The sequence below is a fragment of the Pseudomonas sp. B1-22 genome, assembly GCF_050474425.1.
Lineage (GTDB): Bacteria > Pseudomonadota > Gammaproteobacteria > Pseudomonadales > Pseudomonadaceae > Pseudomonas.
On sequence record NZ_JBCHVH010000005.1, the window covers coordinates 1 to 16,536 of the forward strand.

Consider the following 16,536-nt stretch of genomic DNA (forward strand, 5'->3'; position numbering starts at 1 on the left):
TGCGTTGCTGATAATCAGTCGATCATCAGTCTTACATCACAAGCACCCACACGAATTGCTTGATTCGACTTGTTAAAGAGCGTTTGGCTGAGGCTTTCGTCTCAACCGAGGCGCGCATTCTACGCTAGCCTCTTTTTCCGTCAAGCGTTATTTTCGAAAATCTCTTTTCTACTCAACCGCTTGCGCATCAGCGAAGGAAGCCTTCTCATCAGCGGGAGGCGCATTCTACAGCGATCAAACTCACTGTCAAGCACCTCGATGACCTTCTCTTCAGTTCGCTGCCGGAGCAGCCAATGAAGAGCGGCAAGTGAATCACCTGCCTGATCACCACTCTCAACTTAAAGCTTCTGTAAGTGCTTGATTTTCAAGCTCTTTCAGCACTTCATCGCTGGGAGTGGTGCGCATTATAGGGACTGAAAAATCCCCGTCAACGGCTTTTTGCAGAAAGATGACAAAGGGTGTCTCCCCTCCCCCTCTATATAAGGAGGGAAACAACATCGATGCCGGCCATCACAACCCCAAGGCCTACCTGGCGACATTCGTCTGCTCGCACTTACTTGCCTGAATGGCCGAATCCTCACCGCCCGCAAGAGCACCGCCACGACCGCCGGAACTTCGAGCAGCTTGTATGACCAGCCGAGCTATGATGATGGCGGCGCCCGCCTGATTCAGGGCCGTACGGTCTAGAAGGAGACCCTGTGTGAATCGGATTCAGCTGCTCATCGCATCCTGCTTGTCAGCGACGTCACTCCTGGCCTTTGCCGAAAGCCCTCAGACATTCCTTCAAGGCCGCGTTTACGAACTTCGCCGGGATACCTCGCCGCCCTTTTGCTACGAATGGGCGACCGGCTTGCCGAATGGCATCTGGGGCGATGCACGGGATTATGGCCAGAAGACCGAGAAACTCCTGGGCAATGGCGCCGTCCTGATTGCGTCGGCAACTTACAAACCCACCGGCGAAGTGATTTCCCACTCTTTCTATAAAAGCCGGGAAGCCTGCCAGCAGGACCTCGCCAGAAAACCGGGATCGATTCCGTCCACCGTAAACCTTCCAGCCCCGGCGAAACCACAGACCGTTGGACAGAGTTCAACGTACGTCGACCAACTGCAACGGGACTTCGGACAGCGCATCTATTTCAGTTCGCCCAAGGCCGAGGCGATCATCAAGAAGATCAACATCGACTGCAGAGCGCCGGATGGCCGCTACCTGCCACTGTACAACGCACTGCTCGCGCGACTGCATGAAGCCAGCACCCCAGATGCCTGGATGGAAACCAGCGTGGTCAGCTCAGGAAAGAACATTCAAGTCTTCGACAGCGTTCGCTTGAGGAGCGGAAGGGAACTCACCCCGCAATTGACCCTGGAAATCAATGAATGGGGCGCCGTTGAAACCCATGACGTGAGGCCCGACGCCCTCTCGAACGCCTGCTTCGGCTCGTACGGCCCGATCTGGAGGATCTAGCGGCAATGCCCTCTGGAGAACGAGCCAATAGGACGCTGCCACTAACCTATCGAACAACTTCGAATCATCGAGTTGTTCGCAAATATCAGAACCGACTCGCAATTCTTTGAATATTTTATTGCGCTATTGCTCATAAACAGGGGCTCCCCTTACTCTTTTGCGCCGGCAAATCGCCGCCGCTCATCCATACTCGATCTATCCGTAATTCATGGCGCATCCACGAGAAGCGCCACACTCGTCTGAACGTCACCAGCCGCCTCCCGCCGCGGGCCCCACAAGGAGTTCGCCAATGTCGAGGGCGTGGAATTGCCCACGGTCAATACAAGACCTTGCCCATTTCATGGGGCCGAGATGCTGTGCTGGGCCCGTCGTTATCACGACGGCGATATCCACTCTTTATTAGGAGACGAAATTGAAGAAACACGCAGTCCTGCTTCCCTTGCTGGTGCTTCCGCTGCTGTTCGGCTGCTCGAGCAACAAGGTCTCCAGCGAAGATTATTCCGGCTTCCTGAGCAACTATTCGCACCTCAGCGAGCAGGAGAATGCCTCCGGCGCCAAGGTCATGTCCTGGGTCGAGCCGAACCTGAATCTTGGCCGCTACACCAGCGTCTACATCGAACCGACCCAGTACTTCCCCAAGCCTGCGCCGACCGACAAGGTTTCCCAGCAGACCCTCGACCAGATCTCCGCCTACTACACCCAGGTGCTCAAGCGTGAGTTCGGCCAGGTGCTGCCGGTGGTCAACCAGCCCGCCAGCGACTCGCTGGTGGTCCGCGCCGCGATCACCGGCGTGAGCAGCCATACTCAATCCCTGCGTGCCTACGAGGTGATCCCGATCGCCCTGATCTCCGCCGGCGTGAGCACCGCCGTCGGCATCCGCGACCAGGACACCGTGATCGCCACCGAAGCCGACTTCCTCGACGGCCGCACCAGCAAGGAAGTTGCCCAGGTCGTGCGCAAGGGCACCGGGCAACCGCTGGAAAACGACAAGCAGGCGATGACCGCCAACGATGTGAAAGGCGTACTGGACGGCTGGGCCAAGGACATGCGCCTGTCGTACACCAAGCTTCGCGCACAGAAGTAAACAGGACCGAACCACCCGGCCGGAGGACTTCCCGGCCGGTTTCGCGAACACGATCGGCACTCGGGGCAACAAGCCCGGATGGAGCCAAAAGAGGGCTGATGAATGCCACATGACGGAAGCTTCTTACAGGCGACGGTAATCTTCCTGCTGGCAGTGGTGGTTCTGGTGCCACTGGCGCAACGCTTGAAACTCGGTGCGGTGCCCGGCTATCTGCTGGCCGGCATCCTGATCGGCCCTTCGGTGCTCGGTCTGATCAACAATCCGCAGAACGTCGGCAAGCTTTCCGAAATGGGCGTGGTGATGCTGCTCTTCATCATCGGCCTCGAGCTCTCGCCGCGCCGCCTGTGGATGATGCGCCGTTCGCTGTTCGGCGTCGGCTCGCTGCAGGTAGGGCTGACCGCGATCGTCATCGGGGCGCTGGCATACCTGCTGTTCGGCCAGTCGCCGGCAGCCGCCGTGGTGCTGGGCGTGGGCCTGGCGCTGTCGTCCACCGCCTTCGGCCTGCAGGTGCTGGCCGAGCGCAAGGAGTTGAACAAGCCGCACGGCCGCAGCGCCGTGGGCATCCTGCTGTTCCAGGACATCGCCGCCATTCCGCTGATCGCCATCGTACCGCTGCTGAGCGGCGGCGGCGAAAGCGCAGCCGACAGCGGCATACGGCCGTTGCTGGCCGTTGCGGTCGGCATCGGCGTGGTGATCGTCGGCGGGCGTTACCTGCTGCGCCCGGTGTTCAGCTGGGCGGTCGGCTCGGGCCTGCGCGAACTGTCTACCGCCACCGCCTTGCTGGTGGTCCTGGGCACGGCCTGGATCATGGAGCACGTCGGCGTGTCCATGGCGCTGGGCGCCTTCCTCGCCGGCATGCTGATGGCGGAGTCGCAGTTCCGCCATGAACTGGAATCGCAGATCGAGCCGCTCAAAGGTCTGCTGCTCGGGCTGTTCTTCGTCGGCGTGGGCATGACTGCCGACCTGCGCCTGCTGATCAATGCACCGGTCCTGGTGCTGGGACTGACCGTTTTGCTGGTGGGCATCAAGCTGCCGCTGCTGATCGCCCTCGGCCGTCTCTTCGGCGGCCTGAGCCGCGCCGGAGCGATTTGCCTGGGCGTGGTGCTGGCGTCCGGCGGCGAATTCGCCTTCGTGGTGTTCAAGCTGGCACTGGATCACCGTCTGCTGGATCAGCAGGTGCACGATGTGCTGGTACTCGCCATCACCCTATCGATGGCCGTGGTGCCGCTGGTGATGATGGCGTTGGCTCGCTGGATGACCGACGAGACGAGCGAAGCCGATGCTCCGCAGGGCACGCCGGAGGTAGAGGACCAGCCGCGGGTCGTGATCGCGGGCATGGGCCGGATGGGTCGCGTGGTCGCCAACCTCCTGCAAGCCCAGAACGTACCCGTGGTGGCGCTGGATACCTCGGTGGACGCCCTGCGCCGCCAGGGCAAGGAAGGTGGCGTACCGGTCTTCTACGGCGACCCGACACGCCCGGAAATCCTCCATGCCGCCAAGGTCGGCGAGGCTGAGCTGGTGATAGTCGCCACCGACGACCCGGAGATCAACTTCAATACGGTGGAGGCCCTCTCGCGTCTCTACCCGCATACACGGGTGATCGCCAGGGCGAGCAACCGCCAGCAGGTATTGCAATTACTCGACCGGGGCGCCAACCCGGTACGCGAAACCTTCCATTCCAGCCTGGAAATGGGACGCCGAGCTTTCATCGAGCTTGGCGTGAGCGAGGAACAGGCCGCGACCTGGGTACGCCGTTACCAGCAGCAGGAGGCACAGTGGCTGCTGGAGTTGCATCGGCAGGGTCGTGATGACGAGCCAGACGGTCAATTTGGCGACGACAGCGATCGAGTCGCCGGCGTTACACCGCAAGTCAAGGAACAGCCATTGGAAAGCGCCCCAGGGCGCGAGGATCGTCCGGCCTGAGGGGTCGGTCTGGAGGAAAACCATGCAACCCAGTTTCAAGTTCGATAGCACCCTGTCCCGGGGCTTGCTCGATGTCCTCATCAAGGCCGGACTGATCGCCGTCCTGGTGATGTTTTCCTTCCAGGTCTTCCAGCCCTTCCAGGAGCTGATGATCTGGTCGGTGATCCTCGCCGTCACCCTCTATCCGCTGCAGCGCTGGCTCAAGGCACGCACCGGCCTCAAGGACGGCTACGTCGCGACGCTGATCGTACTCTTCGTCCTGCTGGTGCTGATCGCGCCGATCTATCTCCTGGCGACCAACGTCGGCGACTCCATGGACAAGGTGGTGACACTGCTCAAGAGCGACACCCTGAGCATTCCGCCGCCGCCGGAATCGGTGTCCACCTGGCCGCTGATCGGCCCGCGCGTCTACGCGGCCTGGCAGATGGCCTCCGGCGGCCTGAGCGACGTGGCGCAGCACCTGCTGCCCTATCTCAAGGGCACCGGCCGCGTGCTGCTCGGCGCCGCAGCCAGCGCCGGCGGCGCCTTCCTGCTGTTCATCGCGGCGATCATCGTCTCCGGCATCATCATGGCCTTTGGTGAAACCGGTACCCGTGCCGCGCAACGCATCGCCAACCGGGTGGCCGGCGTGGATCGCGGCAAGAGCATGGCCGTCCTGTGCACCGCCACCATCCGTGCGGTCGCCCAGGGGGTGATCGGCATCGCCTTCATCCAGATGCTGCTGATCGGCATCGGCTTCGTGGTCAAGGGCGTACCGGGCGCGGGCATCCTGGCAGTCGCCATCCTGATCCTGGGTATCGCCCAGGCGCCGGCGACCCTGATCACCATCCCGGTGATCGCCTATGTCTTCTCCACCGAAGGCTTCACCGCCGCGACCATCGCCTTCGCCATCTACTCCTTCGTCGCCGGCCTCTCCGACAACGTGCTCAAGCCGCTGCTGCTGGGACGCGGCGTCGACGTGCCGATGCCGGTGGTGTTGATCGGGGCTATCGGGGGGATGGTGGTCAAGGGCATCATCGGCCTGTTCATCGGCCCGGTGATCCTGGCCGTGGCCTACAACCTGTTCTGGCAATGGGTCGACCAGCAGGAAGCGGACAGCACCGCCAAACCGTCCGAATAAGCAAGGATTGCCATGCCAAAGCGCGTCAGACGCTGCACCATCATCTTCACCACCCTCCTGGCCGGCTGCACCCAAGTCGGCCCGGACTTCCAGCCGCCGCAGGATCCCTGGCTGGCCGGCTGGAACACGCCGCTGCTGGAACAGGCCGGTCGTAACGCCAGCGCCCCGGACCTGCGCCAGTGGTGGACGGTGTTCGCCGACCCGACCCTGGACGCGCTGATCGCCGAATCCGACGCACACAACACCAACCTGCGGGTGGCCGGCCTGCGCATCGCCGAGGCGCGTGCGCAACTGGAGATTGCCGAAACCGGCCGCTACCCGCAGCTGCAGCAGATCCGTGGCGAAAGCCTTTACCTCAAGCAGAACCAGTCCGGCGCGCCCACTGCCCGAGACTCGGTGTTCTGGCAGTCCAGCGCCGGTTTCGACATCGGCTGGGAAATCGACTTCTGGGGCCGGTTCAGCCGCGCCATCGAGTCCGCCGACGCGGCCTACTTCGCCTCCCAGGCCAACTACGCCGACGCCATGGTGCTGCTGCGCGCCCAGGTCGCCGACACCTACTTCGGCCTGCGCACCGCCGAGGCGCGCCTGGACATCGCCCGCGAGAACGCCAAGCGCCAGGAACGCAGCCTGGAGATCACCGAACGGCTGTTCCGCCACGGCGAGAACGACGAGCTCGACTGGCAACAGGCGCGCACCCAGTACCTGGCGACCCTGGCGACCATTCCCGAGTTCGAGAACCAGGTGAACGCCCTGCGCAACATCCTCTGCGCGCTGCTCGCGCGGCCGCCGGGAGCGATGCCGGAACTGGCCGCGCGCCACGGACAACTGCCGATGCCGGACCGCGCGGTGCTCCAGGACGTGCCGGCCAGCCTGCTGCAACGCCGCCCGGACATCCGCGCCGCCGAACAGGCGGTGGCGGCGCAGTCGGCGCTGGTCGGCGTCGCCGAGGCCGACCTGTACCCGTCGATCAGCCTGCTGGGCAGCATCGGCTGGAGCTTCGTGTCGGCCAACAACCTGCCCGACAGCTTCAACCTCGCCGCCGGGCCGAGCCTGATCTGGAACCCCTTCGACTACGGCAAGCGCGAGAACGCCGTGCGCGTGCAGGACGCGCGCCTGCAGCAGTTGATCGAGCTCTATCACCAGGACGTGCGCAACGCCGCGCGCGAAGCCGACGACGCCGCCAGCGGACTGGTGCGCTCGCTGCAGAGCGCGAACATTCGCGAGCAGGCCTCGCAGGCGGCGCAACGCTCCCTGAACCTGGCCAGCTCGCAGTACCGCGAAGGCTTCGCCGACTTCCAGCGCGTGCTCGACGCCCAGCAACTGCTGCTGCAACAGCAGGACGGCTACCTGGTCAGCCGGGGCAATGCGGTCAGCAGCCTGGTCGCGCTGTACAAGGCCCTCGGCGGCGGCTGGGACAGCCGCCGCCCGCCCATCGATCCGGCGACCCGCAAAACCATGGAACAACGCACCGACTGGGGCGACCTGCTCGATGAGCCGGCTCCGGCAGCCCAGGCCCCCAGCACCTCAGGACAAGGTAAGCAGAAATGAGCGACGCCCCCAATACGCCACCCGCAGCCCCCGGCAAAGCCTCCCCCGACCGCGGGATGCGCGTGGTGTTGCTGCTGATTCTCGTCAGCCTGGTCTGGTACCTGCTCGCCGACCGCTTCACGCCCTATACCCAGCAGGCGCGACTGCAGGCCTACGTGGTCCCGGTCAGCGCCGAAGTGGCGGGCCAGGTGAAGCGCGTGGCGGTGGGCAACAACCAGGAAGTGCGCAAGGGCGACGTGCTCTTCGAGCTGGACCAGGAGCAGTACCAGATCGCCCTGTCGCGGGCCGAAGCCGACCTCGACACCGTACGCCGGCAGATCGGCGCCAACACCGCCGGCATCGATTCGGCCCAGGCCGCCCTGGCCGCCGCGCAGGCCAACGAGCGCAAGGCCCGGCAGGACTCCGAGCGCCTGCAGCGGCTGTTCCAGGAAGACCCCGGCACCGTCTCCGTGCGCCGCCTGGAAAGCGCCCAGGCGACCCGCGAGCAGGCGGCCAGCCAGGTGGCGGCGGCCCGCGCCGAAGTCGAGCGCGCCCGTGAGCAACAGGGCGGCCACGACGAGGACAACGCCCAGCTGCGCAGCGCCACGGCGAACGTCGCGAAGGCCCGCCTCGACCTGGCCCGCACCGTGGTGCGCGCCGACTCCAACGGCCTGATCACCGACCTGCGCACCGACGTCGGCCACTACGTCGGCCCCGGCAGCCCGGTGATGACCCTGATCGCCATCCACGACGTCTGGATCAGCGCCGACATGACCGAGAACAACCTCGGCCACCTGAGCCCTGGCACGCCGGTCCTGGTGGTGCTCGATGCCCTGCCCGGCGAGCTGCTGCGCGGGCGTATCCGCAGCATCGGCTACGGCGTCAGCGTCGGCCAGAGCGCCCCGCCGGGTTCGCTGCCGACGGTGCAGAACAGCCGCGAGTGGCTGCGTTCGGCACAGCGCTTCCCGGTGATCGTCGAGCTGGACCGCGACCAGCCGCTGAACACCGCCGGCCTGCGCGTCGGCGGCCAGGCCGAAGTCATGGCGCTACCCAGCGAAGGCAACCCGCTGAACCTGATCGGCCGCCTGTTCATGTGGCTGATGAGCTGGCTGAGCTATGCCTATTGAGCCCTTCCCCATGGAGCTGAGGCGCCGGCGCGCGCTGAGGCTGGCCTGGGGCGTGGCCTTGTGCCTGGCGGCCAGCTACGGCATCGGGCTGCCGATTCCCTTTCTCGCGCCGGTGCTCGCCGTCCTCCTGCTGGCCATGCGCGCGCAGGCCCTGCCGCTCAAGGCGGCGCCGGCCCTGGCGATACTGGTGCTGCTCAGTTGCGGCATCGGCCTGCTGTTGATCCCACTGCTGCGCCATGCCCCGCTGAGCGGCGTGCTGCTGGTCGGCGTGGGACTGTACCTGGTGTTCCGTTATGCCCTGCGCGGCGGCAACGGCCTGCTGGCGAACCTGCTGGTGATCGGACTGACCATGATCGCCGCCGCCGGCACCAGTGACTTCACCCTGGCGCTGTCGGTGGTGGAAGCGCTGGCCAAGGGCATGTTGCTGGCCGTGCTCAGCACCGCCGTGGCCCATGCGCTGTTCCCGGAGCCGGCCAATGCCCCCTCGCCCCCTGCCCCGCCGCGGCCCAGCGAGGAAGACGTCGGCTGGATCGCCCTGCGCGCCGTGCTGATCGTGATGCCGGCCTTCCTGCTGGCGATCATCGCGCCGGACCGCTTCATGCCGCTGATCATGAAGTCCGTCAGCCTCGGCCAGCAGGCCGGCGAGACCCACGCGCGCCACGCCAGCCGCGAACTGATCGGCTCCACCCTGCTGGCCGGGGTACTGGCGATCCTGGTCTGGAGCGCCCTCAGCCTGTTCGTGCACCTCTGGATGTTCTTCCTCTGGGTGCTGCTGTTCACCCTCTGGCAGGGCCGCCGGCTGTACGCGGCGGTGGCCACCCGCAAGAGCCCGGCGTACTGGGTCAGTTGCCTGACCACCATGCTGATCCTGCTCGGCCAGTCGGTGCAGGACAGCGCCGGCGGCCAGGACGTCTACCGCGCCTTCGCCGTGCGCATGGCGCTGTTCCTCGCCGTGTCGCTGTACGCCAGCGGCATGCTGATCTGGATCGACAGCCGCCGCGCGCGGGCGCACACGGTCTAGCTCCCGAACCCTCGCGCAAAAAAATCGGTGAGGACGAGACCATCCTCACCGACTCTTCTCCGCACATCACCGCTACGCGGATATTTTCCACCTAGGGCTGCCAGTCGACACCCGACTCGCTGAGATAAGCATCGACCGCCGCGCCCACCGTGGGGTGGAATGCGCTCTCGCCCATGCGCTCGAAGAGTTCGAAGCGCTTCATCTTGTCCTTCACCGGGTCCTTCATTTCCGCGAACTGCAGCTCCACGCCGCGCTCTTCCAGCGCCTTGTCCAGCTCGGCGAGCATGTCGGCGGAGGTGATGTCGATGCTGGTCACCGGCTCGGCGGCGATCACCAGGCGCTGCACTGGCGTGGGCGACTGGTCGACGGACTCCAGCACCGTGTTCTGGAACTGCTCGGCGTTGGCGAAGAACAGCGGCGCGTCCCAGCGGAACAGCACCAGGCCGGGGATTCGCCGGGCCTGCGGATAACGCGTCACGTCATGGTAGCCACGGGTGCCCTCGACCCTGCCGAGTATCGCGAAGTGCGGGCGCCAGCCGTCCCAGAGAAACTCGATCACCGACACCGCCACGGCGATGCAGATGCCCGGAATGGCGCCAAACACCGCCACGCCGACGAAGCAGGTGAAGGAAAGCCAGAACTCCCATTGCTGCATGCGGAAGATGCGCTTGAGGTCGGCAAACTCGAACAGGCCCAGCGCCGCCGCGATCACCACCGCCGCCAGCGCGCTGTTGGGCAGGTGCTGCATCAGGTTGGGCGCCACCAGGAGCAGCAGGGTGACCGCCAGCGCGCCGATGATGCCGGTGAGCTGGGTCTTGGAGCCGGCCGCCTCGGCCACCGGCGTACGCGAGGAGCTGCTGCTGATCGGAATGCCCTGGAACAGGCCGGACGCTAGGTTCGCCACGCCCAGGCCGAACATTTCCTGGTTCGGGTTGACCGGCGCCTTCATCCGCGCGGCGTAGGTCCGCGACAGCACGCTGGTGTCAGCGAAGGACACCAGCGCCACCGCAATGCCGCCGAGGACGATTTCCGTCAGGTCGATCCCGCTCAACCAGGGGAAGGAGAAGGCCGGCAGCCCCTGGGGTAGCTCGCCGAGCACTTTGACGCCCAGGCTGCCGAGGTCGAACAGGCTCACCGAGAGGGTCGCCAGGACCACCGCGATGAGAATGCCCGGCAGGCGCTGGTAGGGTTTGAGCAGCAGGATCAGCACCAGGCTGCCGGCGCCCACGGCGAAGCTCGGCCAGTTGGCGCGGCCATCGAGCAGTGCCTGGCCCAGGCTCCAGAGGTCACGCAGCGGCCCCTGGCTGTCGACGGACAGGCCGAACAGCTTGGGCAGCTGGCTGATCAGCACCGTCAGGGCGATGCCGTTCATGTAGCCGTAGCGGATCGGCTTGGACAACAGCTCGGTGATGAAGCCCAGGCGCAGCAGTCCGGCGACCATGCAGACCACCCCGGAGACCAGCGCCATCATGCTGGCGATGGCAATGGCGCGCTGCGGATCGCTCGCCGCGTACTGCACCACCACCGCGAGAATGGGCGCGGCCAGCGCCGAGTCCGGGCCGAGCACCAGAATCCGGCTGGGGCCGAACAACGCATAGGCCAGCAGCGGGATGATGGTCGCGTACAAGCCGTAGATGCCCGGCACGCCGGAAGCCTCGGCGTAAGCGATGCCCACCGGCACCAGCATGGTGGTCAGCACCAGCCCGGCGGCGATGTCCCTGGGCAGCCAGGCCATCTGGTAATGCCGCAGGGTGACCAACCCTGGCAGCCAGCGCTGCCAGTCGAAACCTGACCGTTGGCGCGCGGAAGATCCCGAGTGGGACGTGTCGGACATGGATGAATGGCTCCAGGGGAATTGAACGCTGCTCCGAAGGGCACCGTGCGATTGGAGTCCTTCCGCGTACAGAGTAGATCAGCCCCTGTGGCCCGTAACCCCCTGCCGTGCAAATACTTTTTCGAAAATGACAGGCTTCGCGACGCGCCGATCGCGATCGCTTGGCTCTGCCGTCAGCGGCCGGCCAGACACGAGTGCTTCCTCAGTCGCCGGGTCGCTGAGGGCGAACCCGTTTTGCAGCAGGTGGATGCGCAGCATGGTTTCCAGCGGATACGGCGGACGGCCATTGCCAGCCTTGGGAAAGGACGGCTCGATCAACGCCAACAGCCCGGACCAGGACACCACCTGCTCCCTCTCCGCCAGATAGCGCTTGCGCCGGGTTTGTCTGCGTTTGCCGACGGAAAGCCCATCTGAGGCATGTGGCAGGCCCCGGACCCAGCGGGGACGCCCCTTCAGCAGATCGACCGGGACTTCTGCGGAGGTTCCCTGAACAGCCGCTCGCCATCCCACGGAAACAGACGTGATCTTCGGCTGGATGTCTTCTGAAACCGGAGATTCGACTACCCACGAGCGATGTTGACACTGGGAAATGCGGTGACTACTTTCCTTAAGATCGTAGCTTCCGTAGGTTCAGTTCAAGAGGTTGTCAAGCTATCAGTGCTTGACGCCTCTGCTGCCTTCCTCGAAGGCTTGCTTCTCTGCACAGGTCTTTTCAATCTGGCTGGCCCGAAAGACACGTTCGTCATCAGACGATCGACTACAAGCCGCCATCTGCTGTTGATGTCTGTTACCTGCGCTGCAAGTGATGCGCTGCTGATTGTGCTCGGAGCGTACGGCCCTGGTGCCGTGCTGATAGGTAGTCCGCGCATGGTGGCAGTCGCGTTCGACGGTGCTGTCTGTTATCTCGCGTACCACGGACTTGTTGCTCTACGTACTGCGATTCGTCCTGACTCCACGGGATTCGTTCAAGGGACGTTGTAGTGTGGGCTGCCGGGCAGGCGGCACTGGCAAGTTCTCCGTGCTCGGTATCGAACACATGATTGGCGCGATCGAAGACGTTGGCGGGCACGGTCCACGATGACACCTCGATCTGAGCGAATTCGTGCGGAAGACAACACAGTTTTCCGCCACGATCCTCCTTTCGCGGTGCTTGGGTTCGTATTCATTGCGAATCCGGGCCGAGGTACGTCAATGACCCAGTTGAACGACTCTACGTCGCCCGATGGATTCGTAACGCTCAGCGCTGCAAGCATGCATGCCCTGGCCAACTCAATGGACGAATCCGGGGTAGGCATCCTGCACCATAGCGTGCCGGATGCAATCCTCGCGCAAATGCGAGGTTTCATTGCTCATCAGATCGAGCAGCACGATGGCCAATATTTCAGTTTTGAGGGCATGGAATGGACCGCCGGCACCTGCCTCCGCCCGCTATTCGAGGACGTTGGCCTGCGCGCGTTGTTTCGATGTCTTTATGAACGGAAGATGCGCAAGGCGCCGCCCAGCGACCGGATTTTTCCGGTCCTGCGCGTGCTGACCGGCACGCACGGACTGCGGCACGCGAACAACTTTCACTACGACTCGTACGTCGTCACCATACTGCTGCCGGTTCTGATCCCCAACGGCCCGGGCGAGCTGCCAGGGCATCTGGTCATGTTTCCGAATTTCCGCGAGGAGAGGCGCTTCGCGGTCGTCAATATTCTTGAAAAACTGCTGGTAGAGAAACTGCTGAAACGGATATGGAGCAGGCCGCGCGTGCAGCAATGGCTATCGGCGAAAATCGTGCCGCTGACTCCCGGTAATCTCTACTTCTTCTGGGGCATGCGCTCGCTGCATGCAAATCAGCCCTGTCTGCCCACCAGCGTACGCTCCACGGTATTGCTGCATTTTGGCGATCCTCACGAGGGCAGTGTGTTCAAGGGCATCTCCCAGCGACTGCATGCAAGGAGACTGCGACGCATGGATCGGGATTAGGCTTCAGCTCCACCCGTCGCCACTGCCCGGCTCGATCCCTCGGATTACGCCCCGTAGCCTGAAACCAGGGGCGTACTGCTGGCCACGGTCTGTACGTCGCCGCCGGGACGCGAGCAGAGCGAAGGCGGCGAAGCGCGGGTGGCGGTGTTCCTGCGCGATCCCGAGCAGACCGCCAGCGTGCCGCAGCAACCGCTGCGCCAGTTGTTCGGCTTCACTCCCACCGAGGCGGAGCTGGCCGCGCAGCTGGCCAACGGGTTGTCCCTGGAGGATGCCTGCCAGCGCATGAGCATCAGCCGCAACACGGCCAAGTCGCACCTGCGGGCGATCTTCGGCAAGGCCGGGGTCAACCGGCAGAGCGAACTGGCCTGCACGCTGCACGGCAGCGTGGCCTTCCTCTGCGGCGACCAGCGGACCGGCTGAGGCCGCTCGCTCTCGGTTCCCCGTCCTTTCCCCCAGTCAGCGAGGCAAACGCCCCGGTGTCGATCACCGGGGCGTTGCGCACGCTCAGCCCTGCGTTGCGACGTGCCGACCGGCCTGGCGACCGAAGAAGCTGGCATCGGCCAGCGACAGGCCCGAGCTGTAGCCGCCACCCCAGCGCGGCAGGCCGCAGGTGGTACGGCCGGCGGCGTAGAGCCCGGCGATGGGTTCGCGCTGCTGGGTCAGCACCTGGCCGGTGGGCAGCGTGTCGAGCCCGCCCAGGGTGAAGTGCGGGTAGAAGGCGTAGTCGAAGCGACAGTCCAGGGCAACGAAGGGCGGCTCGTCCAGCGGCTTGAGCCATTTCGCCGCCTTGTGGAACAGCGGATCGCTGCCCTGTGCGGCATGCCGGTTGAAGAAGGCCACGCTTTCAGCCAGGGTGCCCGAGGGCAGGCCCAGCTCCTGCTCCACCTCCTCCCAGGTCTCGCCGACGGCGGCGATGTCGATGCGGGTGAACTCGGGCGGACGCTCGAAGCAGGCATTGTCGGCCAGCAGGAAGACCCGCTCCCCGCCCTGGCGCAGGATGTGATAGCCGATCCGGCCGTGGTAGCAGTCCTCGTTGATGAAGCGCTGGCCGCGCTCGTTGACGAAGATGCCCCTGACCAGCGACTCCGGCGCGTAGAACGGCAGGCTGACGAAGGCCTCGTCCATGTGGATCGCCGCGCCGCCGGCGCTCATGCCCAGCTGGATGCCGCTGCCGTCGTCCCCCGGTGTGCCGATCGGGTTCTCGTTGGGCATCAGTTGCGGCGCGTGGCGACGCACCATCTCGCGGTTCATCACGAAGCCGCCGGCACACAGGATCACGCCCTTGCTGGCGCGCAGGTAGCGCGGCTGGCCGTCGCAACGCGCCACCACGCCGTGGACCCGACCCGCGTCATCGACGACCAGGGCCAGCACGCGGCTGTCGTAGTGCACCTCGACGCCGAGTTCGACGACCCGCGCGGCCAGGATGTCCATCAGCAGGCGGCCGCCGCCCCAGCCCTCCCACTGCGGCGTGTGGCCTCGCGGGCAAGGCCTGGCCTGCTCGGAGAAGGGCCAGGCCTCCTCGCTGCCGGACCAGATCAGGCAGTCGTCGGTGACCGGCTCCACCATCTTCTGCGGCAGGTAGGTGTTCTTGTACGGCACCCCCTGGGCGACCAGCCAGTGGTAGTGATCCAGGCTGTTGTCGGCGTAGAGGCGCGCCTTGGCTTCGTCGGCGTCCGGCCCGCCGGCCATCATCAGGTAACGGAACAGGTCTTCGCTGTCGTCGCTGAACCCGGCATTGCGCTGGGCCGGGGTACCGCCATTGCCGCCCAGGTAGATCTCGCCTCCCGAAAGGGCGCTGGTGCCGCCGCTGCCGGAGCTCGCTTCCAGCAGCAGGACGCGCGCCCCGGCACTGGCCGCTTCGATCGCGGCGCTGGCGCCGGCGGCGCCGAAGCCGACCACCAGCACTTCGGTTTCCTGGTCCCACGCGGGGACATCCTGCAGACGGCAGGGACGATTCACGGAGAACGGGGATGACATGCAGATGCTCCTTCTTGTTGTTGTTCTGGCAAACGAACCTGCCGGCCGTGATCGAACAGAAGCAGCGGAAATCGGGAGTAAAACGGGCGCCGGCGCAGGGCCAGCTCCGCACCGCTCGGCGAGCAGGGACCGCCCCACCTTATCGACAGCGGGAACGACGGCCCTCGTCCGTTTGAACTAGCAGGACGCACTGCGCCACAGCGGGCCCGGCTTAATGAGAAGGATTGCCTTTGACGGGGAGCGCCGCTTAATCTCCTCGGCGCTTTCCTACAACAAAAATAAGAAATGGCTCACCAATGCCCTACTCGCTTTCCCTCGACCAGTTCAGCGGGATGCTCGGCAATCTCTACCAGGGTCCCCTGGAACCGACACCGTGGACGTCCTTTCTCAACCAGCTCAACCAATTCCTCGATGCCAAGTACACGACCCTCATCCTGCGTCCGCCCAGCGACCAGAATGACGGCCTGATCGTCAACGCCAACGGCAGTTCGGCCGCACTCGAGACCTCCTACAACCGGTACTATTTCAACCTCGATCCCTTCGTCGACCTACCCAACGGCCAGGTGGTGACCCTGGATGAGTTCGTCTCCCGCGAGGACTGGCTGGCCTCGGAGTTCTATCGCAACTTCCTCGAACCGGCGGGAGTGTTCCATATCCTCGGCGCCGACATCCGCAGCAGCAACGGCGCCCTGTGCCGCATCCGCGTCTGCCGCGGTATCGAATCCCCGGCTTTCACGAATGACGAGAAGGCCGTGCTGGCCCATTTCGTACCGCACCTGGAGCGCTCGGTGATGCTCCACACGCAGATCAACCGCATCGAGACCGAACGCAACCTCTACGCCGGCGCGGTGGACCAGTTCGCCGTCGGCACCATCATCCTCGACGAGGCCGGCAATATCCTGCAGACCAACCAGGTGGCTGAAAGCCTGCTGCGCGAAAAGGATGGCCTGAAGATCAGCGGCGATACCCTGCAGGTCGGCACCTCGCGCGACAGCCAGACATTCCGCCGCCTGGTGAAACAGGCCCTGCAATCGCAGAAAGGCTCGCAACCGTCGGTGGTCGAGGCCATGCGCGTGCAACGCCCCTCCGGCCGCGCGGACCTGGGGGTCATCGTGCGCTCGGTGCCGCTGAGCGAATGGAACGAGGGCAAGCACTGCCCCTCGGTGGTGATCTTCGTCAGCGACCCGGAGCAGGAAGCCCGCGCGCCCCAGGAGATCGTCAAGGCGCTGTTCGACCTGACGCCCGCCGAGTCCCAGCTGGCGCTGCTGCTGGCCAACGGCCTGACTCTGGACGAGGCCTCCGACGAGCTGGGCATCAGCCGCAACACCGCGCGCGCCCACCTGCGCTCGACCTTCTCCAAGACGGGCGTGACCCGGCAGACCATGCTGGTGCGCCTGATCCTGCGCAGCGTGGCCTCCCTGGGCTAGTCCTGGCGGACGATTTGGCCTTCGGCCTCACCGACTAACGTGCGAAACCCGGGGTTAGTCGAC

General features: G+C 64.9%; 13 protein-coding genes and 1 pseudogene. 11 read left to right on the plus strand and 3 right to left on the minus strand.

Features of this window, described 5'->3' with window-relative positions:
* The first annotated feature begins 700 nt into the window (after positions 1–700).
* From ACQ5BL_RS19060 to ACQ5BL_RS19090, 7 genes are all read left to right on the plus strand, one after another.
* Complete coding sequence (locus ACQ5BL_RS19060) at positions 701–1,462, plus strand: hypothetical protein (RefSeq protein ID WP_243808425.1); 762 nt, start codon at positions 701–703, stop codon at positions 1,460–1,462.
* Positions 1,463–1,874: 412 nt separating this feature from the next.
* Positions 1,875–2,546 (plus strand): DUF3313 domain-containing protein, encoded by a 672-nt coding sequence (locus ACQ5BL_RS19065; RefSeq protein WP_243808424.1) that lies wholly within the window; start codon positions 1,875–1,877, stop codon positions 2,544–2,546.
* A gap of 102 nt (positions 2,547–2,648) precedes the next feature.
* Positions 2,649–4,469, plus strand: coding sequence for a monovalent cation:proton antiporter-2 (CPA2) family protein (locus ACQ5BL_RS19070; RefSeq protein ID WP_279577359.1), 1,821 nt, complete (start codon positions 2,649–2,651; stop codon positions 4,467–4,469).
* 22 nt (positions 4,470–4,491) lie between these two features.
* A complete protein-coding gene (locus tag ACQ5BL_RS19075; protein ID WP_207887287.1) occupies positions 4,492–5,589 on the plus strand; it encodes an AI-2E family transporter in 1,098 nt (365 codons plus the stop codon).
* Between the two features lie 12 nt (positions 5,590–5,601).
* A complete protein-coding gene (locus ACQ5BL_RS19080; RefSeq protein WP_243808423.1) occupies positions 5,602–7,137 on the plus strand; it encodes an efflux transporter outer membrane subunit in 1,536 nt (511 codons plus the stop codon).
* Positions 7,134–8,243, plus strand: coding sequence for an HlyD family secretion protein (locus ACQ5BL_RS19085; protein WP_243808422.1), 1,110 nt, complete (start codon positions 7,134–7,136; stop codon positions 8,241–8,243). The genes ACQ5BL_RS19080 and ACQ5BL_RS19085 overlap by 4 nt, the downstream gene beginning before the upstream one ends.
* Positions 8,233–9,264, plus strand: coding sequence for a DUF2955 domain-containing protein (locus ACQ5BL_RS19090; RefSeq protein ID WP_243808421.1), 1,032 nt, complete (start codon positions 8,233–8,235; stop codon positions 9,262–9,264). Before ACQ5BL_RS19085 ends, ACQ5BL_RS19090 begins: the two co-directional genes overlap by 11 nt.
* A 91-nt stretch (positions 9,265–9,355) precedes the next feature.
* Here the strand turns inward: ACQ5BL_RS19090 and ACQ5BL_RS19095 are convergent, their stop codons facing one another.
* Together ACQ5BL_RS19095 and ACQ5BL_RS19100 are read right to left on the minus strand one after the other, a co-directional pair.
* A complete protein-coding gene (locus tag ACQ5BL_RS19095) occupies positions 9,356–11,098 on the minus strand; it encodes a SulP family inorganic anion transporter (protein ID WP_207887291.1) in 1,743 nt (580 codons plus the stop codon).
* Positions 11,099–11,290: 192 nt separating this feature from the next.
* Positions 11,291–11,524 (minus strand): annotated as a pseudogene (locus ACQ5BL_RS19100) (transposase); the annotation flags it as partial.
* 147 nt (positions 11,525–11,671) lie between these two features.
* Between ACQ5BL_RS19100 and ACQ5BL_RS19105 the strand changes: the two are divergent.
* From ACQ5BL_RS19105 to ACQ5BL_RS19115, 3 genes are all read left to right on the plus strand, one after another.
* Entirely contained in the window at positions 11,672–12,079 is a 408-nt protein-coding gene (locus ACQ5BL_RS19105; protein WP_430293211.1) for a LysE family transporter, read from the plus strand.
* A 210-nt stretch (positions 12,080–12,289) separates the two neighbouring features.
* Entirely contained in the window at positions 12,290–13,069 is a 780-nt protein-coding gene (locus ACQ5BL_RS19110; RefSeq protein WP_243808420.1) for a hypothetical protein, read from the plus strand.
* A 138-nt stretch (positions 13,070–13,207) separates the two neighbouring features.
* Positions 13,208–13,489, plus strand: a complete 282-nt coding sequence (locus ACQ5BL_RS19115) for a helix-turn-helix transcriptional regulator (RefSeq protein ID WP_243808419.1) — start codon at positions 13,208–13,210, stop codon at positions 13,487–13,489.
* Positions 13,490–13,573: 84 nt separating this feature from the next.
* Here the strand turns inward: ACQ5BL_RS19115 and ACQ5BL_RS19120 are convergent, their stop codons facing one another.
* Complete coding sequence (locus ACQ5BL_RS19120) at positions 13,574–15,046, minus strand: FAD-dependent oxidoreductase (RefSeq protein WP_243808418.1); 1,473 nt, start codon at positions 15,044–15,046, stop codon at positions 13,574–13,576.
* A 296-nt stretch (positions 15,047–15,342) separates the two neighbouring features.
* Here ACQ5BL_RS19120 and ACQ5BL_RS19125 point away from each other — a divergent pair, with 296 nt between their 5' ends.
* The gene (locus ACQ5BL_RS19125; protein ID WP_243808417.1) at positions 15,343–16,473 is read left to right on the plus strand and encodes a helix-turn-helix transcriptional regulator; all 1,131 of its coding nucleotides are present in this window, start codon (positions 15,343–15,345) and stop codon (positions 16,471–16,473) included.
* Positions 16,474–16,536: the final 63 nt, after the last annotated feature.

Excerpts from the sequence above, each read along its gene's own strand:
- ACQ5BL_RS19075 (WP_207887287.1), top strand. The coding sequence starts at position 4,492 with ATGCAACCCAGTTTCAAGTTCGATAGCACCCTGTCCCGGGGCTTGCTC.
- ACQ5BL_RS19090 (WP_243808421.1), top strand. The coding sequence starts at position 8,233 with ATGCCTATTGAGCCCTTCCCCATGGAGCTGAGGCGCCGGCGCGCGCTG.
- ACQ5BL_RS19120 (WP_243808418.1), bottom strand. The coding sequence starts at position 15,046 with ATGTCATCCCCGTTCTCCGTGAATCGTCCCTGCCGTCTGCAGGATGTC.
- ACQ5BL_RS19105 (WP_430293211.1), top strand. The coding sequence starts at position 11,672 with ATGTTGACACTGGGAAATGCGGTGACTACTTTCCTTAAGATCGTAGCT.
- ACQ5BL_RS19125 (WP_243808417.1), top strand. The coding sequence starts at position 15,343 with ATGCCCTACTCGCTTTCCCTCGACCAGTTCAGCGGGATGCTCGGCAAT.
- ACQ5BL_RS19070 (WP_279577359.1), top strand. The coding sequence starts at position 2,649 with ATGCCACATGACGGAAGCTTCTTACAGGCGACGGTAATCTTCCTGCTG.
- ACQ5BL_RS19095 (WP_207887291.1), bottom strand. The coding sequence starts at position 11,098 with ATGTCCGACACGTCCCACTCGGGATCTTCCGCGCGCCAACGGTCAGGT.
- ACQ5BL_RS19080 (WP_243808423.1), top strand. The coding sequence starts at position 5,602 with ATGCCAAAGCGCGTCAGACGCTGCACCATCATCTTCACCACCCTCCTG.
- ACQ5BL_RS19110 (WP_243808420.1), top strand. The coding sequence starts at position 12,290 with ATGACCCAGTTGAACGACTCTACGTCGCCCGATGGATTCGTAACGCTC.
- ACQ5BL_RS19085 (WP_243808422.1), top strand. The coding sequence starts at position 7,134 with ATGAGCGACGCCCCCAATACGCCACCCGCAGCCCCCGGCAAAGCCTCC.